This window comes from Rufibacter sp. JT3400010 (genome assembly GCF_054956755.1).
This window is the reverse complement of sequence record NZ_JBUDXA010000004.1, coordinates 1-22,727: the sequence shown is the minus strand read 5'-3', so window position 1 is coordinate 22,727 and position 22,727 is coordinate 1. Positions and strand designations below refer to the sequence as shown.

Annotated in this window: 20 protein-coding genes; 8 read left to right on the top strand and 12 right to left on the bottom strand. The window is 50.2% G+C overall.

The window, feature by feature from the left end; genetic code table 11:
* Nucleotides 1–64: 64 nt before the first annotated feature.
* From ACY0JR_RS05190 to ACY0JR_RS05165, 6 genes are all read right to left on the bottom strand, one after another.
* On the bottom strand, nt 65–964 hold the full coding sequence (locus ACY0JR_RS05190; protein ID WP_462632879.1) for an SDR family oxidoreductase: 900 nt from the start codon (nt 962–964) through the stop codon (nt 65–67).
* A gap of 9 nt (nt 965–973) precedes the next feature.
* Entirely contained in the window at nt 974–1,594 is a 621-nt protein-coding gene (locus tag ACY0JR_RS05185; RefSeq protein ID WP_462632878.1) for a peptidylprolyl isomerase, read from the bottom strand.
* A gap of 72 nt (nt 1,595–1,666) precedes the next feature.
* Nucleotides 1,667–2,611, bottom strand: a complete 945-nt coding sequence (gene hemC, locus ACY0JR_RS05180) for a hydroxymethylbilane synthase (protein ID WP_462632877.1) — start codon at nt 2,609–2,611, stop codon at nt 1,667–1,669.
* Between the two features lie 9 nt (nt 2,612–2,620).
* A complete protein-coding gene (gene holB / locus ACY0JR_RS05175) occupies nt 2,621–3,742 on the bottom strand; it encodes a DNA polymerase III subunit delta' (RefSeq protein WP_462632876.1) in 1,122 nt (373 codons plus the stop codon).
* Nucleotides 3,743–3,891: 149 nt separating this feature from the next.
* Nucleotides 3,892–5,115, bottom strand: coding sequence for a GlmU family protein (locus ACY0JR_RS05170; protein WP_462632875.1), 1,224 nt, complete (start codon nt 5,113–5,115; stop codon nt 3,892–3,894).
* 70 nt (nt 5,116–5,185) lie between these two features.
* Nucleotides 5,186–5,428, bottom strand: a complete 243-nt coding sequence (locus ACY0JR_RS05165) for a type B 50S ribosomal protein L31 (protein WP_181304331.1) — start codon at nt 5,426–5,428, stop codon at nt 5,186–5,188.
* A gap of 171 nt (nt 5,429–5,599) precedes the next feature.
* Between ACY0JR_RS05165 and ACY0JR_RS05160 the strand changes: the two genes are divergently transcribed.
* Nucleotides 5,600–6,109, top strand: coding sequence for a phosphoribosyltransferase family protein (locus ACY0JR_RS05160; RefSeq protein ID WP_462632874.1), 510 nt, complete (start codon nt 5,600–5,602; stop codon nt 6,107–6,109).
* A 517-nt stretch (nt 6,110–6,626) separates the two neighbouring features.
* On the opposite strand, the gene ACY0JR_RS05155 is transcribed toward ACY0JR_RS05160, so the two are convergent.
* From ACY0JR_RS05155 to ACY0JR_RS05145, 3 genes are read right to left on the bottom strand one after another with little or no spacing between them, the layout of a single operon-like run.
* The gene (locus tag ACY0JR_RS05155; protein WP_462632873.1) at nt 6,627–7,691 is read right to left on the bottom strand and encodes an MlaD family protein; all 1,065 of its coding nucleotides are present in this window, start codon (nt 7,689–7,691) and stop codon (nt 6,627–6,629) included.
* Entirely contained in the window at nt 7,692–8,465 is a 774-nt protein-coding gene (locus tag ACY0JR_RS05150) for an ABC transporter ATP-binding protein (RefSeq protein WP_462632872.1), read from the bottom strand.
* A 15-nt stretch (nt 8,466–8,480) separates the two neighbouring features.
* A complete protein-coding gene (locus tag ACY0JR_RS05145; RefSeq protein WP_462632871.1) occupies nt 8,481–9,293 on the bottom strand; it encodes an MlaE family ABC transporter permease in 813 nt (270 codons plus the stop codon).
* A 530-nt stretch (nt 9,294–9,823) separates the two neighbouring features.
* On the opposite strand from ACY0JR_RS05145, the gene ACY0JR_RS05140 reads away from it, so the two are divergent.
* The 5 genes from ACY0JR_RS05140 to ACY0JR_RS05120 all read left to right on the top strand — a co-directional run bounded on the left by ACY0JR_RS05140 (nt 9,824) and on the right by ACY0JR_RS05120 (nt 15,107).
* Nucleotides 9,824–10,420 carry a non-canonical purine NTP diphosphatase gene (locus tag ACY0JR_RS05140; protein WP_462632870.1) on the top strand — a complete coding sequence of 199 codons (597 nt, stop codon included), beginning with the start codon at nt 9,824–9,826 and terminating at the stop codon, nt 10,418–10,420.
* 75 nt (nt 10,421–10,495) lie between these two features.
* Nucleotides 10,496–11,119 carry a uridine kinase family protein gene (locus tag ACY0JR_RS05135; protein ID WP_462632869.1) on the top strand — a complete coding sequence of 208 codons (624 nt, stop codon included), beginning with the start codon at nt 10,496–10,498 and terminating at the stop codon, nt 11,117–11,119.
* Between the two features lie 96 nt (nt 11,120–11,215).
* Nucleotides 11,216–11,581 (top strand): hypothetical protein, encoded by a 366-nt coding sequence (locus ACY0JR_RS05130; RefSeq protein WP_462632868.1) that lies wholly within the window; start codon nt 11,216–11,218, stop codon nt 11,579–11,581.
* 173 nt (nt 11,582–11,754) lie between these two features.
* Nucleotides 11,755–14,739 (top strand): protein translocase subunit SecDF, encoded by a 2,985-nt coding sequence (gene secDF / locus ACY0JR_RS05125; RefSeq protein WP_462632867.1) that lies wholly within the window; start codon nt 11,755–11,757, stop codon nt 14,737–14,739.
* A 197-nt stretch (nt 14,740–14,936) separates the two neighbouring features.
* Nucleotides 14,937–15,107, top strand: a complete 171-nt coding sequence (locus ACY0JR_RS05120) for a hypothetical protein (protein WP_462632866.1) — start codon at nt 14,937–14,939, stop codon at nt 15,105–15,107.
* On the opposite strand, the gene ACY0JR_RS05115 is transcribed toward ACY0JR_RS05120, so the two are convergent.
* Nucleotides 15,104–17,347 carry a cation:proton antiporter domain-containing protein gene (locus tag ACY0JR_RS05115; protein WP_462632865.1) on the bottom strand — a complete coding sequence of 748 codons (2,244 nt, stop codon included), beginning with the start codon at nt 17,345–17,347 and terminating at the stop codon, nt 15,104–15,106. The genes ACY0JR_RS05120 and ACY0JR_RS05115 overlap by 4 nt on opposite strands.
* 272 nt (nt 17,348–17,619) lie before the next feature.
* Nucleotides 17,620–18,015, bottom strand: a complete 396-nt coding sequence (locus ACY0JR_RS05110) for a hypothetical protein (RefSeq protein WP_462632864.1) — start codon at nt 18,013–18,015, stop codon at nt 17,620–17,622.
* A 261-nt stretch (nt 18,016–18,276) separates the two neighbouring features.
* Between ACY0JR_RS05110 and ACY0JR_RS05105 the strand changes: the two genes are divergently transcribed.
* Nucleotides 18,277–19,158 (top strand): YitT family protein, encoded by an 882-nt coding sequence (locus ACY0JR_RS05105; RefSeq protein WP_462632863.1) that lies wholly within the window; start codon nt 18,277–18,279, stop codon nt 19,156–19,158.
* 268 nt (nt 19,159–19,426) lie between these two features.
* Here ACY0JR_RS05105 and ACY0JR_RS05100 read toward each other — a convergent pair whose 3' ends face one another.
* A complete protein-coding gene (locus tag ACY0JR_RS05100) occupies nt 19,427–20,848 on the bottom strand; it encodes an APC family permease (protein WP_462632862.1) in 1,422 nt (473 codons plus the stop codon).
* A gap of 585 nt (nt 20,849–21,433) precedes the next feature.
* Here ACY0JR_RS05100 and ACY0JR_RS05095 point away from each other — a divergent pair.
* Nucleotides 21,434–22,708, top strand: coding sequence for a NupC/NupG family nucleoside CNT transporter (locus tag ACY0JR_RS05095; RefSeq protein ID WP_462632861.1), 1,275 nt, complete (start codon nt 21,434–21,436; stop codon nt 22,706–22,708).
* Nucleotides 22,709–22,727: the final 19 nt, after the last annotated feature.

The following is a 22,727-nucleotide window of genomic DNA, read 5'->3' as shown; positions in this document are numbered from 1 at the left end:
CGACGCTACATCGTTTTCGGCCTGTCTTTCCTGAAAACAGGCCGAAAACGGGTCTTCAAAATACTTAAATCTGCCCTGCCACAATGGCGATGCTTTCTTTGAAGGTGCGGGGTTGGTAGCCAAGCTGCGTTTTGGCTTTGGTGATGTCAAAACCGGTGCGCGGTGGGCGTTTGGCGGGCTGGGTGAAGATAGAGCCGTCTACTTCCTCAATCAGGGTTTTGTCTAAGTTGAAGTACTCGGCTACCTGTACGGCCATCTGGTGCGGGGTCAGCAGTTCTTCGCCGGAGATGTTGAAGATACCTTGGGCATCGTGTTTGGCGGCGAGCCAGCAGCCTTGGGCCAAATCCTCTGCGAGGGTTGGGGTGCGAAGTTGGTCGTTCACCACTTTAATCCGCTTGCCTTGTTCCAGAGAGCCTTTCACCCACAGCACAATGTTAGAACGGCCGTAGTCATGCACAATCCCGAATACCAGCACCGTGCGCAGGATAGCCCATTTGCAGGCGGCGCGTTTCACCAGTTCCTCGGCGGCTAGTTTGCTCTCGCCGTAAAAGTTCACCGGAGCACCTTCGGCTTCTTCGGTATAAGGGCCGTTTTCACCATCAAAGATGAAATCAGTGGAAACGTGGATGAGGTGTACGCCGTGCCGTTCGCAGGCTTTCACCAGATTTTCTACCGCGTCTACGTTCTGTTTCCAGCATTCTTCGCGCTGGCTCTCGCAGTCATCTACGTTGGTCATAGCCGCCGTGTGGATGATGTGTGTGGGCTGGGTCTCCGCAATGACCTGCTCAACTTGGTCAGCATTGGTCACGTCCATGGCCGCGAAGGCCACCTGCGGGTACAAATCCGCTAATTTGTTCTGGCCGCGGGAAGAGGCAATCAGTTTGATATCCGCCTCAGTGTGCAGTAGGTCAATCAGTTTCTGCCCTAGCAGGCCGTTAGAACCGGTAATGAGAATGGTCTTCATAGGAGAGGGTTATTCGTAGCGGTAGCCGTACAATTTAGTGATTTTCTTTTTAGACATCTTGTCGGCGGTCACCGTCATCTTAATATCCTGGGTAGGGCGGTCGCTGTAATCTTTGGGAACCTCGGCAATCTTGTCAATCACGGATAGACCGTCAATCACCTGGCCATACACCGTGTATTGGTTGTCCAGGAACGGAACGCCCGCGTGGTTCTCCACCAAATAAAACTGTGAGCCGCTGGAGGCACGCTGAGGGTTCATGTTATCGCCCATGCGGGCCGCAGCCAAAGCGCCGTAGATGTGCTTGTGGTGCGGCAGAATCTCCGCCGGAACGGTGTAACCCGGATCCCCGGCCCCATCATTCTCAGGATCGCTGTCTTTGGAGTTGGGATCGCCGCCTTGGATCATGAAGTCCTTAATTACCCGGTGGAAAGTGGTGCCGTCATAATATTTCTTCTTCACCAGTTTCAGGAAATTCTCGCGGTGCTTGGGCGTGTCTTCAAACAACACCAACCGGATGGTTCCCTGTGAGGTAGCGATGGTGACCAGATAATCTTTTTTGCTTTTCTTCTGGGCGAATGCGGTAACTCCTAACAGCACCAACAAAGCCAACAAGTACAAACTCTTTTTCATGGGTGTTTTTAGATAAACAGGACCAAAACAGCTCTTCCGCAGCTACTCCGCCCTGCTCCTTATATTGAATTTCTAAGCTTTTTCTTCTCTAATGGCTTGTAGAATTTTGTCGCCACCTTTGCTGAGTACGGTTTGCGCCAGTTGCTCGCCCATGGCCTCGGCCTGGTCTGCGGGCACGGTCAGCTCTTCCACAATGAGTTCCTGCCCGTCCAGACTGATGATACCAGCTCTGAGCGTAAGCGTTTCCCCTTCAATGGTTGCCAGGGCGAAGGACGGGATGCTGCAGCCGCCTTCCATGGTACGCAGGTAGGCCCGCTCGGCCAGGAGGCAAAGGTGCGTAGGCTTGTGGTCCAGCGCCAGTTTCAGGTTCAGTTTTCGCTCCAGCGACAGGTTCTTAGAGCACTCAATGGCCACACTGCCCTGCCCGGCGGCGGGAATAAATTTATCCAGCGGAAGATGCTGCGCTACCATGTGGTCGTACTGCATGCGAGACACGCCAGCATAGGCTAGCAAAATGGCATCGTACTGACCGTCTTTCAGCTTTTGGATACGAGTCTGCAAATTGCCCCGGCACTCAGACGTAATCACATTGGGGTAGAAACGCTTCAGCATAGACCGGCGGCGGGTTGACGAGGTGCCGATGACCTGCTGTCCTTCGCCCAACTTGAACAGAGGGTCAAAGGAAATCACTACGTCATGCACTTTCTCCCGTTCCATGAAGGCCAGCAGTTCCAGATCATCGGGGATGGTGGACTGCACGTCTTTGGCGCTGTGCACGGCAATATCAGTGGCACCGGTGCGCAGACTTTCTTCCAGCTCTTCGGTGAACACGCCTTTCGCGCCTATTTTATCCAAAGAACGGTCTAAAACGAGGTCTCCCTTGGTGGTGATGGTCACGATCTCCACTTCCATGCCGTGGGCGCGCAGCGTATCTGCCACGTGGTGGGCCTGCCACAGAGCGAGGCGGCTGCCGCGGGTAGCAATCCGGATGGGAGGCGTTGGTTGGGGTGTTTCCATATTCTCTATTTATGCCACCGGCCTGATGAGCTGGGCAATTTGAATGGACGTATTTAAAAACGTGATTTTGGGGTGGGCGTTCCGCTCAATGTGGTAGTGCGCCTCGTTCAATTCCTGCGACAGTTGTGCCCCGTTGCCTTGGTGAATAAGCTTGGCGAATTTCTGTACAAAGTCCAGCTCCGGCGGGGGCAAAAACGCGATCAGCTTGCTGTCTACGCCGTACAGAAGCACTTTTCTCAACAAACTCAGCGCAAACTGCAGGAAGTTCTTCTGGTTTTCGCGGCCCAGCTTCTGGAAGTCTTCGCTCTGCTCTAGCACGCCGTCAAACTTATGGTTGTAGCACAGGCGCATCCAGCTCAGGAAGAAGGTGAAATAGTCCGAAGTCATTTCCTGACTCAGCACGCGGGCGGCTTGCAGGTTTCCTTCGGCTAAAGATACTACCTGGTACGCTCGTTCCCGCTCGGTGCCTTGTTGCTCCACCAGATATTGAATAACTTCTTCATCAGTGAACGCGCGCACTTTGACCAGTTGGGTACGGGACAGAATGGTGGGCATGATTTTGTCTGAGGCGTTGCTCACGAGCAAGAACACTGTAGCAGCTGGCGGCTCTTCCAATAGCTTCAGTAAGGCGTTGGCGGCGCTGGCGTTCATGAGTTCGGGCAGCCAGATAACAATGACTTTGTATTTTGCCTCGAAGGCTTTCAGTGAAGTCATGCGCACCAGCTCGCGGCTTTCGCCTACCGGAATGGTGCCTTGCTTGTTCTCGGCGCCAATAAACTGCATCCAGTCGTTGAGGGTCTGGTAAGGGCTGTCACTCAGGAACGCGCGCCATTGGGTTACAAAGTTCTTGCTCAGGGCATCCTGGTCTTTCACTTTGGTCACGGGCATTACAAAATTCAAATCTGGGTGAATGCGCTTGGCTATTTTGTTGCAGCTGGAGCACACGCCGCAGGAATCCTGGGGCTGCGGGTTTTCGCAGTTGAGGTATTGGGCATAGGCCAGGGCCAGCGCCAGGTTGGCACTTCCTTCAGAGCCTAAGAAAAGCTGCGCATGGGCCACATGCTGGGATTTAACGGAATTCAGCAGCAGTTGCTTTGTTTCCTGGTGGCCGTAAATCTGGGAAAACTGCACGTATGAATTTACTATTTTAAACCGAAGGCCAGAGAAATCTCTTTCTCCGCTAATTGTCTGTAAAGATAACGGCGACGGATGGTTTTTGCCCTACTTTTCAGAAAATAGCGTAAAAACCATCCGTCGCCGGTTCCAATATTTTTTCGCCTTTAGGCAGGTTTCCGTTCGGTTTCCCAGGTGCGGCCGGGTTGGGTTACGTCAAATAAGTAGTTGAAGATGGTTCGGTCTTCCTCGGTGACCGACAAGCCCCGGCGGCTCAACACTGCCTGCGCTACGTCATAGAACTTGGGCAATTGAAACGTTTGCGGCTGGGCCCCACCACCCCACGTGAACGACGGAATAAAATTAGGCGGATACCCCGCCCCGAACACATTGGCACCTACGCCCACCACCGTTCCGGTATTGAACATGGTATTGATGCCCGTTTTAGCATGATCAGCCATAATGAGGCCGCAGAACTGCAAACCAGTGTCCACAAACTTTTGCTGCGCATGGCTGTACAGTTTCACGTTGGAGTAGTTGTTCTTGAGGTTGGAGGTGTTGGTATCTGCCCCGAAGTTGCACCACTCCCCTACCACTGAGTTGCCCAGGAACCCGTCATGCCCTTTGTTGGAATACCCGAAGAACACGCAGTTGCTGATTTCGCCGCCCACTTTACAGAAAGGCCCTATGGTTACATCGCCGCGCATTTTGCCGCCCATGTTGATCACGCTTTCCTCACAAATGGCAAAGGGTCCCCTAATCACGGTTCCCTCCTGTACCTGCGCGTTCTTCCCAATGTAAATAGGCCCGTTCTCGGCGTTCAGAATGGCGGCTTTAAAGCTGGCTCCTTCCTCAATGAAGATATTCTCTGCGTTGTAGGCTACGGTGTGCGGGTCTGTTATAGGCTGGCTTACCCTACCGTTGGTGACCAACTGGAAGTCTGCCCGTATCTGCGGCCCGTTAAACCGGAAGATGTCCCAGAGTTGGGTAATGACGGAATGCGGAGGAAGCACAACGTGGCTTCTATCTGAGGTGTTATGTCTGTACACCTCTTCCACACTGTGCAGTTCCACGCTGTCGGAGTTCAGTGCTACCAAAAGATCATCTTGATACAGCGCTCCGCCCACGGGTAACTGCCGTATCTGTGCCATCAGTTCGGCCGTAGGGCAGATTGCTCCGTTGATGTACATATTCTTCCCGCCATCCAGCAACTGGCTGAATTTCCCCTGCAAGTAATCCTGGGTTAGGTAAGACACCACTTCGCTGGAAAGATGCCGCCATTTCTCGGCAATGGTCATGATGCCCACGCGAATTTCGGCCACAGGCCGGGTAAACGTCAACGGCAGCAGGTTGGCCCGCAGCACCGGGTCGTCAAAGAGAATAATGTTCATATAGACTAAATAAAAAAGTCTCCCTGAAAAACATCAGGAAGACTTCTATACGGTTCACCGTACAATATGCTTATTTCTTGTAACGCTGCTTGAACTTGTCAATACGGCCGGCAGTATCCACGTAGATATTTTTACCGGTGTAGAACGGGTGCGACGCAGAAGAAACCTCCACTTTGATTACCGGGTAGGTTTTGCCGTCTTCCATGGTGATGGTCTCATTGGAGTTCATGGTAGAACGGGTGATGAATTTAAAATCACTGGAAGTGTCTTGGAAAACCACTTCTCTGTATTCAGGATGAAGGTCCTTTTTCATTATTCTATATTTTTAACTTCGGATTTCTGGAATAGGACTGCAAAAGTAAAGCATTTGGCCCACTTTTAAAACCTTTTCCGCTAAATATTTTCAAAGATACAACTTTACCGGGTACCATGCCGCTGTTTTGGGGATTCTTTTGGTAATTTGGCCCGTAAACAGCAACGCCCCATGGTCTTTACACAAGAGAACCGCATCCTGGACCACCACCAGATTCTGCAGAAAATCAAACGCATGGCGTTTGAGATCTACGAGCACAACTTTGAGGAAAAACAACTGGTGCTGGCCGGCATCCATGAGAACGGCTACTCGCTGGCGCAACTGTTGGCCCAGGAACTGCGGGCTATTTCCCCGCTGGAAGTTTCTTTGCTGGAGGTGACGCTGCACAAGACTGAACCACTCGCCCATGACCTTGTCATTTCCCCTGCCCTTGCTTCTCTGTCTGGTACTGCCGTGGTGCTGGTAGATGATGTCTTGAATACTGGAAAAACGTTAGCTTATACCCTGCGGGAGTTTCTGAACAAGGACTGCAAGAAATTAGAGATTGCCACTTTGATCAACCGCCACCACACGCTGTATCCTATTTCTGCCACGTACACCGGTTATTCTCTGGCCACGACCCTGCGGGAGCATATCAGGGTGGTGTTGAAGGAGGAGGAATGGAATGCTTATTTGTTGTAGGGTTTATGGTGGTTTGGGGAAAGTAAGCATGGAACGCTGTTTACGCTAGGTGCACGCATTTTGTAGTTCCCTGGACTTGGGTGCTTTTGGCGTGGGTGCAAGTGCTGTGCTGTTTCATCGTTGACGGTAAGCGCTCACGGCCGCGAGGCCTCGCCTTCCGCCCTCGCGCTGTGATTTCTCCTCACCTGCTTCGCTGGCGCTCACAGGTCGTCGAACTCTAGGCGCTCAAGCGAAAGGCTGGAAACGGATATGCGTGAAATAGGAAAACAAATGAAAAGATCTCACAGGTTTTGAAAACCTGTGAGATCTTTTCATTTGTTTTCCCGCTTACTCTGCTGGCGCGAGTCTCTGACTCGTGCCTACAGATGATAGGTAGTCTCCAGATTACTCTTGCTGCATCGCAGCGAAACCACGCATTGTCGAGGATTTCTGCCACACTCAATCCCACCTAACAAATCAACTCCCCTCCTAATGTAGGAGGTATGCCCGTAGGGCGGGGTTGTAAAAGCGGGACAGGCTAGTTCGTAGTACTAGCTGGCACGGATGTTTTCTTGTCTTGCTTCTGCTCCAGCTTCTGCAGCCGTTCCTGGCGTTGTTGCTCGCGTTCTTTCTGCTTGGCCTCGCGTTTGGCTTTTCTCCGGAAGAAGCCGTTGAGCAGAATGCTGTGCTGGAGGCTTTCCATGTTGGCGTCTAGCTTGTCGGTGCCGGCTTCCAGGTTCTGCATGGTCATTTGTAGGTCTACGGCAAACTCCTGATCGTTGAGCAATACGCCCAAGGCATTGTTGTTGGAGCCTAGTTTATCGGCGGTGGTGTTGAGTTTGCTGGTGATTTGGTTGGTGGTGGCCATGACCTCCTCCAGTTGGGCCATGGTGGCTTGCAGCTTGTTGAAGGTGGACGTATCGGTGAGGAGGTCATCGGCTAAGCCGCCTTTGGTGTTCAGTTTACTGGAGAACTGCGCCAGCGCCTGAGACGCCCGCACGCTAGTGGCCGAGGTTTTTTGCAGGTTAGCCAGAATAGCCTGAAAATTCTGGGCTAGTTGGTCGTCGGTGAGCAATGCGCCCGCCAAGCCTTCGCCGTTGGCTAAGCCAGAACTAAGCTTTTTGAAATCGGTGGTAATAGCAACCAGGTTCTTGTTATTTTCCTGAAGGGTTTGCATCATCTCCTCGGTACTCAGTTGGGCCGAGGTGGTGAGTCGGTCGCCGGGCTGTATTACGGGCATCTGCGGACTTCCGCCGGTGAGCACAATGGCTTTGTTCCCGATGAAACTTTCAGAGCCGATGGTGGCTTTCACGTCTTTCCGGATGTATTTCTGGGCTTCCTCGGTAATGTCCATGGCAATGGCTACCTGTGACGGGCCTTCAAAGGCAATGCTCTTGACCACGCCTACCCGCACCCCAGAGAAAAGCACTTGGTTTCCTATTTTTAGACCGGTCACGTCACTGAACACCGCAGTTACCTGAATGGTTTTGGTGAAGCGTTTCTGCTGGCCTCCCAGCACAAAGACACCCACCACCAGAATCACCAGCGCCAAAAACACGAAGATTCCCACCACTACGGCTCGCCTATTTTCTACTGCACTCATTTAGTCTATGAAATTGTAATCATGAAATAATTTTACCCGCTCATCATCTGTCTGAAACACCTCGTCAAACGTGCCCTGCCGCTGAAAACGGCCGTCCAGGAGCATCACCACGCGGTCGCCCACGTCTTTGGCGCAGGTTAAATCATGGGTAATGATGATGGAAGAAGTATTAAAGCGGCTTTGCACCTCGTTGATCAGGTTATTGATGTCAATACAGGTAATGGGGTCCAGACCGGCGGTGGGCTCATCGTAGAGCATGATCTCGGGCTGAAGAATCAAGGTACGGGCAATGCCAATCCGTTTCCGCTGTCCGCCAGAGAGTTCTGAGGGCATCTGGTTAATGGTCTGCGAAAGGCCTACGGCATCCAGCACCACTTCCACCATGCGGTTCACCTCGGCTCGGGTCATGTCCTTGCGGTTGCGCACCAGCGGGAACTCCAGGTTCTTCCGGATGGTCATGCTGTCATACAGCGCACTGTTTTGGAACGAGAACCCAATCTTGAGCCGAAGTTTATCTAAATCACGGGCTTTCAGCTGATTTACCCGCTGCCCCAGCACATTCACTTCTCCGGAATCTGGCTTGAGTAGTCCGGCAATGATTTTGATCAACACCGATTTCCCTGTTCCCGATTTCCCCAGCACCACCAGGTTTTCGCCTTTGTACAGGTCCAGGTCCACGCCCCGCAGCACGTCCAGATCTCCGAAGGATTTCTCCAGTCCTCTGATGTTGATGACGCAGTTGTTTCTATCTATAACGGGTTGGGTCTTTTTCATGGGCTTTTCTTAGAATCAACGGAGAGCCGTAATGACCTGCAGAGATAACAGCTCCTCTATAAACACTAAAAACATAGCCGTTACTACGGAAGAATTAGCCGCTTTGCCTACGCCTTCGGTTCCTTTTGACGAATTGTAGCCTTTGTAGCAGCCCACCACGCCAATGGTAAACCCAAACAGCGCCGACTTGAACAAGGAAGAAAAGATGTCCAGAAACGTAATGGCGTCAAAAACCTGAGAGAAATAGGTCACAAAACTGGTGCCTTCGTTTGCGTTCACATTCAGGAAAGCGCCCAATAAAGCCACCAGCATGGTGTACATCATGAGCGCCGGAATCATGAACGAAGTCGCCAGTACGCGGCTTACCACCAGAAACTTAAACGGGTTAGTAGCCGATACTTCCATGGCCTCAATCTGCTCGGTCACTTTCATGGAACCCAGCTCGGCCCCAATCATGGACCCAATACGACCCGCCCCAATCAAAGCCGTCACCAGCGGAGCCAAGGCCCGCACAATGGCCAATGACACCAGCGACGGCAACCAGGACGTAGCTCCAAACTCGGCCAAAGAAGGCCGGGACTGGTTCATGAACACAATGCCAATGATAAAACCTGTAAGTGAAATAAGCGGGAGCGACTTCACCCCGATCTCAAAACACTGCCTGATAATCTCTTTGAACTCATACGGAGGCATGAAAACCTCCTTAAAAAAACGACCGACAAACGAAGCGATGGTGTACAGTTCCGTGAACACGCGGTCCAATCGTTTGGAGAGTACCTGCGCGCGGGGCCGTCTTACCGGTCTTTCGTCATCATTATGGAATTTCATCAACTGTCTCTGCTTTTCATCTTCGGTATTCCTGTTTCTCAGAACACCTGTTTCAACGTTGTCTCAGCGGCACAACGTAGTAGTCTGGGGAAAGAAGCAAGTGATTGGTTCACCGCATCTGCCATCTTTGCCTATACCAGTATAGGCTAAACCTAGTTGCTGCCTTCTGGTTATCTGCAAAGGCTTTTTTTAAGCTATTTTTTTGAAAACAGACCTAAAACAGCCTAAGAACGCGCAAAAAGAACTTACATTTTCGTTGCCAAACGGATTTTGCTTCTTACAGCCGCCCGCAACGCGGCAAAATTACATCAAAAAGCCTGAGTACCTATTAAAAAAAAAGCAGAACTGCGTAGAAGGCAAGCACCCGTGCTCTCCTGCGTTTCTAGGCTAGAAAAATGAAAAAGCGCCAAAAGCCATCTTTCAGCGCTGTTGCTGCGTTCTTACCAGCCGTGCCTTCGGGTTAAAACGGCTTTGAACTGCTGGCCAGACGTAGTATCATTGTGACACCTTAGTACCTTACTTTATACCCTATGAAAATCTGTTTCGCCTCTAATAATGCGCATAAGCTAAAAGAAATACAGCAACTGCTGGGTCTGCCTTTTGAACTGGTGAGCCTGGAAGAACTGGGCTGCTCTGAAGAACTAGCCGAAGACCAGGACACGCTGGAGGGGAACGCCTTGCAGAAAGCGCAGTACGTGTGGGAGAAATACCAGATACTCTGCTTCGCCGATGATACCGGCTTAGAGGTGGAAGCCCTGCACAATGAACCCGGTGTGTACTCTGCCCGCTACGCCGGACCGGCGCGCGACAACCAGGCCAACATGCAGAAAGTACTGGAAGGTCTCAAGGGCCAGGAAAACCGGAAAGCCCGTTTCAGAACCTCCATTGCGCTTATTCTGGAAGAAGGCGAACAGCATCTGTTTGACGGCATTGTGGAAGGCCACATCATTGAAGCCCCACAGGGCGAGCAAGGCTTCGGCTACGACCCCATCTTCGTGCCCGAGGGCCAGGACCGCACCTTTGCCGAGATGGATAGCCAGGAGAAAAACCAAATAAGTCACCGGGGCCGGGTGGTGCAGCAATTGGTGTCCTTTCTGCAGCACCGCTACGTACAAACCGGTACCTGATAAATTCTTTTGCGCGGGCGTTAGGCTGCATGCTGGCAAAAGGCTAATTTTGCAACCCGTAAACCATACGTATATATGCATCAAAAGCCATTTATTGTAGGAATAACGGGAGGGAGCGCATCAGGGAAAACCACATTCCTGAGCAGACTACTGGCTTCGTATGCACCTGAAGACATTTGCCTGGTTTCGCAGGACAATTACTATCATGACCGCGACAAACAGTTTATAGACGAAAACGGCTTTCATAACTTTGATTTGCCCAGTTCTATTGACAGCGCGGCCTACGCCCATGACATTCTCCAGTTAAGCAAAGGAGAAACCGTTTACCGCAAAGAGTACACCTTCAACAACCCCAATGTAGTACCGCGCCAACTGGAGTTCAAACCGGCTCCCATTGTAGTGGTGGAAGGCATCTTCGTGTTTTACTTTGAAGAAGTAGCCAAGCTGCTGGACATGAAGGTGTACATAGACGCCAAAGAGTACATCAAACTGCAGCGCCGTATTCTCAGAGACAAAGTAGAACGCGGCTATGACCTGGATGACGTGCTCTACCGCTACACCAACCACGTAGCCCCTACCTATGAGAAATACATCAAGCCGTTTAAAAATGATGCCGATGTCATTATTCCCAACAACCGTAATTTTGAGGTGGGTTTAGAGGTATTGGTCACGTATCTGAACTCCAAAATCAAAAAATAACCTTTCTTCAAAGGCACTTAACAAAAGCCTCTGCTGTTCAACCCACAGCAGAGGCTTTTGTTTTATTTTAAGAATCGCTTATCTTTGCTTACAGACATGAAACCCAGGCACTACATACAACGTAATTGGCGGCTGCTTTGCACAAGCATTGCCTTGCTGTTGGTGCTTACGGTAAACCACCGAGCCCTACCGGCCTATGCCCATGTCACTGCCTCTCCGGCAGAACAGGCAGCGGTGAACCAGCAGGGCCGCGATGCGAAATCTTCGGTGGTGAAGCAGAAAGTCTCTTTTGAGGCCACTACTTCTTTTGTCTCTCTGGAGATAGCCGAACCCACTGCTTTCCTTCGCCTCACGTTTCTTGCCCCGGTGCAGGCGCTGGTAAAAACGTCTTTGGGCACTCCCTTCTGGACATTCTTCCTGCAACAATTGGCTACTTTGCCTATCTCACCCAACGCTCCCTAGCGTTTCTGCTTCGGAACTTTCCCGCTATTTCCCGGCATTTCCGGAGTAAATACTGCATTTTCTTTTGGTAAGGCCAGATGGTTTCTGCTTCCTTTTCAGGAAAACAGGGCATTTCCGGCTTAGCCGCCTTTTCATACCCGTATTCTTCATTTTTATTTATTCAAACATTACCAATGCGTAACAAAGGTTTTATCCTAGTACTGACGGTCATTGTATCGGCGTTGTGCCTGTACTATCTGTCCTTCTCTTTGGTCTCTAAAGGCGTAGAAGAAGACGCCACGCGGTTTGCCACCACCAAAACAGGCACCGTTGACCACTACAAAAGACAAACGTATCTAGATTCTGTCTGGAAAGCTCCGGTATTCAACTTCTTAGGTGCTGAGTACACGTACCAACAAGTGAAAGAAAGCGAACTGGGCCTGGGTCTTGACTTAAAAGGCGGTATGCACGTGACACTGGAGGTTTCTCCGGTAGAGATCATCAGGGCTATGGCCGGTGGTCGCAGAGATGCCGCGTTTGAGCAAGCGATTGCCCGTGCCCAGAAGTTGCAGGCAACCAGCCAGGAGAACTTTGTAGACCTGTTCTACCGCTCTTACCGTGAGTTGCAGCCTAACGCAAAACTGGCTTCTATCTTCGCGAACAGCACCACCCGTTCTTTGAGCTACAACTCAACTGACAAAGAAGTGTTGAACGTGATCAACAAAGAAGTAGATGACGCGGTAGCCCGTTCTTTCAACATTCTGCGCACGCGTATTGACAAATTCGGGGTAAACCAGCCTAACATCCAGCACCTGAAAGGGACCAACCGTATTCAGATTGAGTTACCGGGTGTAGATAACCCAGAGCGGGTTCGTAAATTATTACAGGGAACGGCTAACCTGGAGTTCTGGGAAGTATGGAGCGTGCAGGAATTCGGTCCTTACTTTACGCAGTTGAATGACTACCTGGTAAAAGAAGAAGCCGCTAACAAACTGAAAGGCACTACGCCTTCGGCCTCTTTGGCTTCTGCCGCTGATACTTCTGCCAATGCGTTGACCAGCGCTGCCGGAAAAGACACGTCGGCTTTAGCCGCTCAGTTAAGCAAACCTGCTGACAGCGCCGCTGCCAAGCAAGACTCCATTAACCCGAACCAAAGCTCTCTTTTAGCGCGCTTGTTCACTACCCTTCCGGGTGGCTTAGGCACCAACGTGCGTGACACCGCTAAAGTAAACGCTTTGTTTGCCAAACCAGAAGTGAAAGCGATTTTCCCGCAGAACATGAAGTTCTTGTGGGGCGTGAAGCCGATTGTTTCTAATGACGGTGCCGAGTTCCTGGAACTGTACGCCGTGAAAAAAGGCCGTGAAGGCAAAGCTCCTTTAACCGGTGAATTCATCTCTGATGCCCGCCAGGATTATGACCAAACTGGTCGCCCGGAGATTACCATGAGCATGAACGCCGCCGGTTCCAAGAAATGGCAGCGTCTGACTGGTGACAACATTGGTCGTCAGGTAGCTATTGTGTTGGATGACTATGTGTATTCTGCCCCAGTGGTACAAAGCGAGATTAGCGGTGGTAACTCTTCTATCTCTGGTTCTTTCACCATTGAAGAAGCGCAAGACTTAGCTAACATCCTGAAAGCTGGTAAAATGCCTGCTCCTACCCGTATTGTGGAAGAAGCCATTGTAGGTCCTTCTTTGGGTCAGGAAGCCATCAACCAAGGGTTGATTTCTTCTTTGGCTGGTATGGGTCTGGTAGTACTGTTCATGTTTGCTTACTACAGCAAAGGTGGCTTGGTGGCTAACATCGCGCTCCTTTTCAACATCTTTTTCATCATTGGTATTCTGGCCCAGTTTGGTACTGCGCTTACTTTACCAGGTATTGCCGGTATGGTCTTGACCATGGGTATGTCTGTGGATGCGAACGTTCTGATCTTTGAACGGATCAAGGAAGAAATGGCCGCTGGTTTAACCATTCAGGAAGCCATCAAGAAAGGCTACAGCAAAGCGTTCAGTTCCATCTTTGACTCCAACGTAACCACGTTATTGGCAGGTATCATCCTGTATTTCTTCGGATCTGGTCCGGTAAAAGGGTTCGCCATCACCTTGATGATTGGTATTGCTACTTCCTTCTTCACCGCTGTTTACGTTTCCCGTCTGTTGGTAGAGTGGATGACTTCTGGCAAGAACTTCAAGAGCCTGGCGCTAGAGACCCCGCTTTCCAGAAACTGGTTTAAAAACATCAAGTTTGACATTTTAGGCAACCGTAAGAAAGCGTACATCTTCTCTGCCGCGTTCATCCTGTTCGGGATTGTGGCCGTGTTCATCAAAGGCGAATTGCCGTTGGGCGTAGACTTTAAAGGTGGTCGTTCTTACGTGGTGAACTTCAACACACCGGTTCCGGCTTCTGACGTAAGATCTGCGCTGGATGACGAATTCAAAGGTGCGGGTACTGAGGTGAAAACCTACGGTGCGTCTAACCGCCTGAAAGTGACGACCAGCTACATTGCCGAAGATGAGTCCACGCAAGCAGATGAGACGGTAAGAGCCGCTCTGGTGCAAGGTTTGCAAGAGTACAGCGCGCAGAATCCTACCATTGTAAGTTCTTCTAAAGTAGGTGCTACCATGGCCGATGATATTCAGAAGACGGCTGTTATTGCCGTGTTACTATCTTTTGCCGGTATCTTCCTTTACCTGGCCTTCCGTTTCAGCCGCTGGCAGTTCAGCTTGGGCGGGGTTATTGCTTTGATCCACGACGTGCTGGTGGTATTTGCTGCCTTTACCATTGCTAACTTGTTTGGGGTTTCTTTCGAAATGGACCAGGTATTCATCGCGTCTATCCTGACCATTATTGGTTACTCCATCAACGATACCGTGGTAGTGTTTGACCGGATCAGGGAGTACACCCAGGAGAACCCGCGTATGAAGTTCAGCGAAATTGTGAACCCGGCCTTGAACAGTACTTTCAGCCGTACTATCATCACCAACTTTACGGTATTACTGGTAGTGATCATCCTGTTCGTGTTTGGTGGTGAGACCTTGAGAGGCTTCTCCTTCGCGATGTTGGTTGGTTCCTTGACTGGTACGTATTCTACGTTGTTCATTGCCGCTCCAATTGTAGTGGATACTACCAACGTAGACAAAGAAAGAATTGTAACTACCAAACCAGTAGTGGTAAGCTAGTCACTTCAGTTACTTTGATTAACAAAAATGCCAGACAAACGTCTGGCATTTTTGTTTTTATACATCTGTGATAGTTTCGCCGTTGTCAAGTGTGATTGCCAATAACAACTCATCAACTCAGTTTGATAGCTGTTTTAGGAATTCAGCCGATAAAGGATTGTTGGTGATAACACCAACAATGGCACTGATGGCAATGAGTGAATACACTGCATGAATATACTCAACCAAAAGAAGACAGCGGCATCCTTCCTCCTTTCAGGGCTGTTTTCAAGAAAACAGCCCTGAAACAGAGTTTAGCAGCTTTTACTTTTTCTACAGGACTAACAGGCTATGTACAGCGCAAAAAGATGGCAGCGTTTTTAGCTTAGTAGGAAACAACCTGCTCAACCCCTTCCTCCAGAAGCTTTATCTTGCGGGGAACACCCACTATCCAAACAATATCTCCTTCCTGAAACACCATCTCAGAATCTGGGTTAAGAATTCTTTCCCCTCTTCGCTCCATGCCTACAATCAGGCCTTCGGTTTTCTCTCTGATGCCTGAGTTCCGGATGGATTTATGCAGCAAAACAGAATTACTTCTGATCTGAAGCTTTTGCAGGCTGACATTTTCGCGCTGATTTTCTGGCAATAACGTCGCCTTATTGTGGATGAAAAGCCGGAAAGCCTCTACCTGCTCTTCTGAACCAAATACATAAAGTTTGTCATAGGGAAACAATTGTTCATTGCGAGTTGGTGCCATAAGCGTGCGGTCTCCGCGTTCAATCACGGCCACGTTTACCCCATACTTCTCCCGTATCTGTAATTCAAAAAGAGTTTTTCCTACCACTTCGGCTTCAGGCGCCACATCCAGGCTGGTCAGATGAACATTCCAAGGAGTGATGGTGTGGTGCATTTTAGAGGCTTCCTGAATTTCACGGGCGTTAAGGTTCCGCAGAAACCGGTTCTCTATCCGGATGTAAAAGCGCTGGATTCTCTTGGAGAAGAGGACCATGAGCGCCGCAATGATTACTCCTACCAGAAACGCCAGTTGCACCGAGAAGAACTGGTTCAGCAAAAACCCAATAAAAAGGATAGCGATGGCTATTCTGGCAAAACCCAGCACAATGACCAGGCTACGGTAATTGCGGTTAGCCCAAATGCGGCCTTGCGCCTCTTTCTGCGGATGGTGTACGGCCAAGGCCCAGAGAAATGGCGCCATGAACACTAGTGTGATTACTGTGGTGATGATATCGCCTAAGTTGCCCTCCACCACATTCTGGGTGATGAACGGATTCAGGTACTGGGCAGACAGTAGTACAATACTGATGATGATGACGGAGAAAACCACCAGGTTGATCAGGTAAGACCTAAGCACCACTTTCCAGTCGCTGGTGGTGGAAATGGTTTGGGTTCCCGAGCTATACTCATTCAAGGACTTCTGCCATTTCGCCGGTAATATCTTTTCCGAGAACTGATACAAAGGGCCTGAAAGCCGAATCATGTAGGGCGTGGTGAAAGTGGTGATAGCTGAAACTGCTACCGCTACGGGGTACAGAAACTCACTGGTTACGTTTAAGGTAAGCCCCAGCGTGGCAATGATGAACGAGAATTCCCCAATCTGGGAAACGCTCATCCCTGACTGAATAGAGGTCTTCAGGCCTTGCCCAGATATCAAACCACCGGCGGTGATACTGAGGAACTTCCCTAGCAACGTGACAATGGTAATGAGAGCAATGGGCCCGGCATAGGTCACCATCATGGCCGGGTTGATCAGGATGCCCACCGAGACAAAGAAAATTGCCCCAAACAAGTCCTTCACCGAGGAAATAAGGTGTTCAATTTTTTCGGCTTTGGTGGTCTCCGCTAGAATAGAACCCATGATAAACGCTCCCAAAGCAGGCGAGAATCCGGCCTGGGCTGCCAAAATCACCATGAGCAGACACAGCGCTAGCGAGACAATGAGCAACGTCTCATCATTCATAAGTTTGCTGGCTTTGCGCAGGAAGGTAGGAATGAGAAAAATGCCGCCCAGAAACCAGAGCATCAGGAAGAAAGCCAGTTTGAGCACCGCCGTCAGCATTTCTGAACCGGCAAATTGCTGGCTCACGGCCAGCGTGGAAAGCAGCACCATGAGCAAAATGGCGACCAGGTCTTCCACAATCAGTACCCCAAATACCAGCCCGGCAAACCGCTGGGTTTTCACCCCCAGTTCGTCAAACGCCCTGATAATGATAGTGGTAGAGGAAATAGAAAGAATACCGCCCAGGAAAATACTGTCCATGGTGGTCCAACCCAGTATCTGCCCCGTGAGATAGCCTAGCAGCAGCATGACCACCACTTCTATCAAAGCCATAATGGACGAGGCCCCGCCCACCTTCACCAGCTTTTTGAAGCTGAACTCCAGCCCTAGGCTAAAAAGCAGGAAAATCACGCCAATCTCGGCCCATATGTTAATGTTGTCAAGCTCTACAATAGTGGGAAACAAGGCAAAATGGGGCCCTACCAGTAGCCCCGCAATGATATAGCCCAGTACTAAGGGTTGTTTTATTTTCTTGAAAATTAAGGTAGTGATACCGGCAGCCCCCAGTATCAACCCCAAATCAGTTATTAAATTTGGTAAATGCGTCATATAATGAACAGTAGAAAAAGGATTCAATCGCCCGCTCAAAGGCAGCAGGCAGCATCTGTATGCGATAAAGTGTACAGGTAAATTACAAGTGACTTAAAAGGGGAAGGAATAAGGAAAGAAGCAGTTACGGATCAACCAGAAACTAGCAGTACCACGTGGCGCAGTAGCGCGTAAAACCACCAGTAGGTACGTAAAGCTGCAAATGCACCAGCATTCATATGCCAGCACAGAAGAGACATTACTCCTACATCTTTCCAAATAGCTTTAAAAGCCTAAGGAGCGTTGGGCCGAAGTGACGTGAGAAGAGATTTTCTAGGGAGAAAGACTTTCCCCAGCAATGCAGATGGGGAAAGCCCAAAACAAGCAAACACCGGAGCGGTAAAACCCTCCCATGCTGTGGCCAGCAAAGCCGGACTTACTTTCAGGAGGGGGGCTTTGGCTGGTTTGGCGTCTTTAAATGCGTGCACAGCCTCTTGCTGCACTTTTGCGGCAGATAGTTGCCCGGCCTCTGTTTCCAGGTGCGTAGGACTAGCGGGTGCCGGTTTGCCGATGGTGTATCTGAGCAGGAATTTATAAACTTCTACCTCCTGCCCAGGCAACGTGAGTGCCCAAAGCAACATCACTCCCATGAGGGAGAACTTAAAAGGGTACAATATTTTTCTAAACACCTGAGACAGCATTACTGTAAAGTTAAAAATATTTAGGCCTTTTCAGACAGCTTCCTTTCTGCATTCTACCCAGAAAGACCCCAAAAGCCTTTCCTCTTGCCTTAACTATACGTTTCTGCGCTGATTTTTTAAAAGAACATGAAAACATAATCAGGCTTTTTCTTTTCTACCCGTAGTTGATTGTGCCTTACAAGCCCCTATTTTCATTATCTTGCTTGGTACGCAACTGCCAACCCACCCATCAACCCGAAACTTCGCCTTATGCTTTCCACCGCTGCTCAACACGTTGATCTCAGAGCCGAACTCAAGAACATTCCCCTCATTATACTAGGCATCCTTTCGGCGGGTTTGGGACTGAAAGGGTTCCTGCTTTCCAGCCACTTTATTGACGGCGGTGTGACCGGCATTTCCATGCTTCTCACGCACCTCTTCGGCATACCGCTCTCTCTTCTGATTGTGGTCATCAACCTACCTTTCATTTTTATGGGGTACCGCTATGTGGGCCGCGTGTTTGCCATTAAAAGCGCCTCGGCCATTGTGGGGTTGGCCGTGTGCCTGACGTTAGTGACCTTTCCAGATGTGACCTCAGACAAGATGCTCACGGCCATCTTTGGCGGCGTTTTCATTGGGTTGGGCATTGGTTTTGCCATGCGCGGAGGCGCCGTGCTGGATGGCACCGAAGTGGCCGCCGTGCTGGTGAGTAAGTTTTATCCTTTAATGAAAGTGAGTGATGTCATTCTACTCCTGAACATCATCATCTTCTGCACCGCCGCATTCTTCCTGGGCGTAGATGTGGCCCTTTACTCTATCCTGACCTATTTCTCGGCTTCCAAAATGATTGATTTCCTGTTGCACGGAATTGAGCAGTACACCGGCGTCACCATTGTTTCTAGGCAAAGTGAAGACATACGGGTGGCCATCACTGAGAAGTTAGGCCGGGGCGTGACCATTTACCAGGGAAAAAGAGGTTTCGGGAAGCGGGGCGACAACCTGGAGATTGACATCATCTTCACGGTGGTAACCCGGCTGGAGATTCCGGCCCTGCGGAAGGAAGTAAAGCTGATAGATCCTGAAGCGTTTCTGATTCAGCAAAGCATTGATGACACAGACGGCGGCATGGTCAAACGAAGAAGTCTGCATTAAGACCTAGACCGTTCTCTTTTAAAGCAGAAATCCCCTGTGAGTTTCAGATTCTCGGGCATCGGGGTCCAAGTTGGAAACAAGTAACAGCCCTTCAATGAGCTGATACTTCCTCTCGCTTGCGTCCCGCGAGTGTGAGCTACCCGCGGCGTCCCGCCGCTTCTCAGCTCCTTTTGAATAAATGTACATAAAGCGGCGGGATGCCGCACGTAGCCCATACTTGCCAGAGGCGAGCGAGAGGAAGTTCCCGAGGTCAGGCTAGAAATCAATCTCAGGCATTCATTTCTACCTTTTCCGGCTCCTGCTTGGCCACGTTGTTCTTTAGAAACCACCAGTACATAGGAATACCCGTCAGCATCAAAATCATCCCTATTCCGGCTTCCCGTGGGCGCACCAGAATGGTGTTGAAGAACAAGGCAACGCAGAATAAAACCATAATGGCCGGTACTACGGGGTAACCCCAAACTTTGTACGGTCTAGGTGCATCTGGCATTTTGCGGCGTAGGATGAAAACGCCCAGCGTGGTGGCGCCATAATAAATGAAAACGGCAAAGATGATCATGTCGGTTAGCTGATCAAAGGTGCCCGAGAGCACCAGAATACAGGCCCACACGCATTGGAAAATAAGGGAGTTGGCCGGCACCTGCTTCTGGTTCAGATCGGCGGCTTTCCGGAAGAAAAATCCTTCCCGGGCCATGGCGTAGTAGGTGCGACAACTGGCTAGAATGGTCGCGTTGGTGCAACCCAGCGTGGTTACCAGAATCAACACAGAGATAAAGAACCCACCGGCTTGCCAGAAACTTTTCACCGCCTCAATGGCGGCAATTTGGTTTCCGGCGGCATACACTTGCTCCAGAACTGGAACAGGCAGCAAAGCCAGATACGTGGCGTTCACCAGCAGATAAATGGCAATCACCAAGAGCACGCCAATGAAAATTCCGCGGGGAATATTGCGTTTCGCATCCTTAATCTCGCCGCCCACAAACCCGATGGAAGCCCAGCCCTGGTACGCCCAGAACGCCGACAGCATAGCAGCAAAAACCGCGCTGAAGGTGATGGGCGTGTTATTGGTGGTTTCTAAATCAAAGCTGCGGGTAATATCAGCTTCGCCGCTGCTAAGCCCGAAGCCGACAATCATGAAAATACCGGCGAACACCAGAATGAGAATGGCTGTACTCAGGCCTGCCCCTGCCCGCATTCCCCGGCTGTTGATCCAGGTCAAGAAGATGATGAGAAGAATGGCCAGCAGTTTCACGTTGAAATCGGCGAAGGGATAGAAGACACCGGCAATGGAAAAATCAGCCAGGGAACTCAGGACGGGTGGTAACGGTCCTACGCTGTTGAAGGATTGCGCAAAGACGTAGGCCAATGACGAAATACCTGCCGTTTGGATCACGGTAAACAAAGACCAGCCGTAAATAAAGGCGAAGAACCGGTTGTAAATGCGTTTGTAGTAGGCGTACTCGCCGCCGGTATCGGCTAGAAGTCCAGCAATTTCGGCATTACTCAACGCCCCGAACAAGGTGATGATACCTCCTAGAATCCAGCAGATCAAAACCCACCCCGGCGAGTGCAGTTCGGCGGCCATGGGGGCCACTTTCTTATAAACCCCAGACCCAATGATGTTCCCCACCACTACTACCACTACCAGTCGCAAACCCAACGTGCGGTTCAGCTGCTTTGTATGATCCATATTCCTTGGAAAGTTTCTCTAAATAAACGAATTATCTCAGAAACCTCCTCCATATCGCCCTCCTACTTTTGCGGTTACTACTTACACTTTTGCCTAAAGCTTTTCTGTTAACAAAGCATTGCGAAGAATCTGGTGCAGCGCCAAGCCTTCTTTACGTTTTAAGCACCATTTGAGAAAAAAAAGCCGAAAACAGGTGTTCTCTACCTTCGGCTTGGTCTTCAGATTCAGGAAAAAGGAGAACCTACTCGGCCTAAGAGCTTCGTTTCTGGGCCGGAAAACAGAAGTTGGCCTTGCTTTTACAGGAGGGCAGATAAAATTTTAGGGGCTAAGGTTTTACAGCTAAATATCTGTATTTTTGTCATCATGTTTTTTAACATAACCTCAGACACGTCTTCCAGTATCTCTTTCGCGACGGCGGCGTTGCCATATTTGCCTGCTTCTTCTTTTCATTTCTCCTACGGCAGGTCAGGTTGTGAGCGTTCAATTGCCTCTGGCAAATTCCCAGTGCTGTTCTAATGGTTTTCTCTAGCACAGGGCCAATAGCAGCCTTTCACCCACACATTTTTATAACCCTTTTTTCTTAATATGAACCGATTTACCGGCCTGATTGGCATTGTTCTGATCTTAGGTATTGCTTTTTTACTTTCCAATAACCGAAAAGCCATCAACGTCAGGCTAGTGGTGGTGGGCCTTTCGCTCCAATTGGCCCTAGCTTTCTTTATTCTGAAAGTGCCTTTCGGGCAGATGATTTTTCAGAAATTAGGCCATTACATCACCCAGATTCTGAGCTTCTCTGACCGTGGCGCGGAATTCGTGTTCGGGGCCTTGGTGAACAAAGAGAAAATGGACCGGGCTTTTGGCGTAGGCAATGACGTGATCTTTTTCTTCAAGATTGTGCCTACCATCATTTTTGTGGCCGTTCTGGTGAGCATTGCCTACCACATTGGCCTCATGCAGCGCATTGTATCTGTGGTGGCGCGCGGCGTGCACAAACTTATGGGCGTGAGCGGTAGTGAGGCGGTTTCCAACGTGGCCAGCGTGTTTGTGGGCCAGGTAGAAGCCCAGATCATGATCAAACCGTATTTGCCCACCATGACCAACTCTGAACTGCTAGCCTCCATGGCGGGTAGTATGGCGTGTATTGCGGGTGGCGTAATGGCGGTGTACATTGCCTTAGGCGTTCCCGCCGAATACCTCATTGCGGCCAGTATCATGGCGGCGCCCGGTGCCCTGGTGATCTCTAAAATTGTTTTCCCGGAGACCGAAGTTTCCGAAACCAAAGGCAAAGTAGGGATTGAAGTAAAGAAACAGGATGCCAACCTGGTAGATGCCATTTCGCACGGTGCTTCTGACGGATTACGCGTTGGTTTGAACGTGGTAGCCATGCTGGTAGGCTTTATCGCTTTGATTGCGTTGGTAGATTACTTCTTAGGCTTCGTGGGAAGATCACTGGCGGGCATGGGCATGTCTCTGGATGCGGTAGGAATTCCGTTAGAGAACCTGAGCATGAAGAGTCTGTTGGGCAGCGTGTTCTCGCTTTTCGCGCTAGCCATGGGCGTTCCTTCTCAAGATATGTTTACCGCTGGCTCTTTGATGGGTACCAAAATCGTGATCAACGAGTTTGTGGCCTACTTAGACTTAGCCGCTCTTAAAACTAGTCTGCACCCTAAAACCTTGCTCATTACCTCCTTCGCACTTTGTGGTTTTGCGAACTTCAGTTCCATTGCTATTCAGGTGGGCGGTATTGGGCAGTTGGTGCCGGAGCGCAGGAAAGACCTGGCCGCTCTTGGTTTGAAAGCCTTAATTTGTGGTACATTAGCTTCTTATATGTCAGCGGCTTTAGCGGGCATTTTGCTGTAAGTATTCAGAAACTACTCCA

Coding starts and splice junctions, on each gene's coding strand:
- ACY0JR_RS05155 (WP_462632873.1), bottom strand. CDS start 7,691: ATGAGTGCAGTAGAAAATAGGCGAGCCGTAGTGGTGGGAATCTTCGTG.
- ACY0JR_RS05105 (WP_462632863.1), top strand. CDS start 18,277: ATGCTTTCCACCGCTGCTCAACACGTTGATCTCAGAGCCGAACTCAAG.
- ACY0JR_RS05145 (WP_462632871.1), bottom strand. CDS start 9,293: ATGAAATTCCATAATGATGACGAAAGACCGGTAAGACGGCCCCGCGCG.
- ACY0JR_RS05135 (WP_462632869.1), top strand. CDS start 10,496: ATGCATCAAAAGCCATTTATTGTAGGAATAACGGGAGGGAGCGCATCA.
- ACY0JR_RS05165 (WP_181304331.1), bottom strand. CDS start 5,428: ATGAAAAAGGACCTTCATCCTGAATACAGAGAAGTGGTTTTCCAAGAC.
- ACY0JR_RS05115 (WP_462632865.1), bottom strand. CDS start 17,347: ATGACGCATTTACCAAATTTAATAACTGATTTGGGGTTGATACTGGGG.
- ACY0JR_RS05160 (WP_462632874.1), top strand. CDS start 5,600: ATGGTCTTTACACAAGAGAACCGCATCCTGGACCACCACCAGATTCTG.
- ACY0JR_RS05100 (WP_462632862.1), bottom strand. CDS start 20,848: ATGGATCATACAAAGCAGCTGAACCGCACGTTGGGTTTGCGACTGGTA.
- ACY0JR_RS05130 (WP_462632868.1), top strand. CDS start 11,216: ATGAAACCCAGGCACTACATACAACGTAATTGGCGGCTGCTTTGCACA.
- ACY0JR_RS05190 (WP_462632879.1), bottom strand. CDS start 964: ATGAAGACCATTCTCATTACCGGTTCTAACGGCCTGCTAGGGCAGAAA.
- ACY0JR_RS05095 (WP_462632861.1), top strand. CDS start 21,434: ATGAACCGATTTACCGGCCTGATTGGCATTGTTCTGATCTTAGGTATT.
- hemC (WP_462632877.1), bottom strand. CDS start 2,611: ATGGAAACACCCCAACCAACGCCTCCCATCCGGATTGCTACCCGCGGC.
- ACY0JR_RS05140 (WP_462632870.1), top strand. CDS start 9,824: ATGAAAATCTGTTTCGCCTCTAATAATGCGCATAAGCTAAAAGAAATA.
- ACY0JR_RS05185 (WP_462632878.1), bottom strand. CDS start 1,594: ATGAAAAAGAGTTTGTACTTGTTGGCTTTGTTGGTGCTGTTAGGAGTT.
- secDF (WP_462632867.1), top strand. CDS start 11,755: ATGCGTAACAAAGGTTTTATCCTAGTACTGACGGTCATTGTATCGGCG.
- ACY0JR_RS05150 (WP_462632872.1), bottom strand. CDS start 8,465: ATGAAAAAGACCCAACCCGTTATAGATAGAAACAACTGCGTCATCAAC.
- ACY0JR_RS05170 (WP_462632875.1), bottom strand. CDS start 5,115: ATGAACATTATTCTCTTTGACGACCCGGTGCTGCGGGCCAACCTGCTG.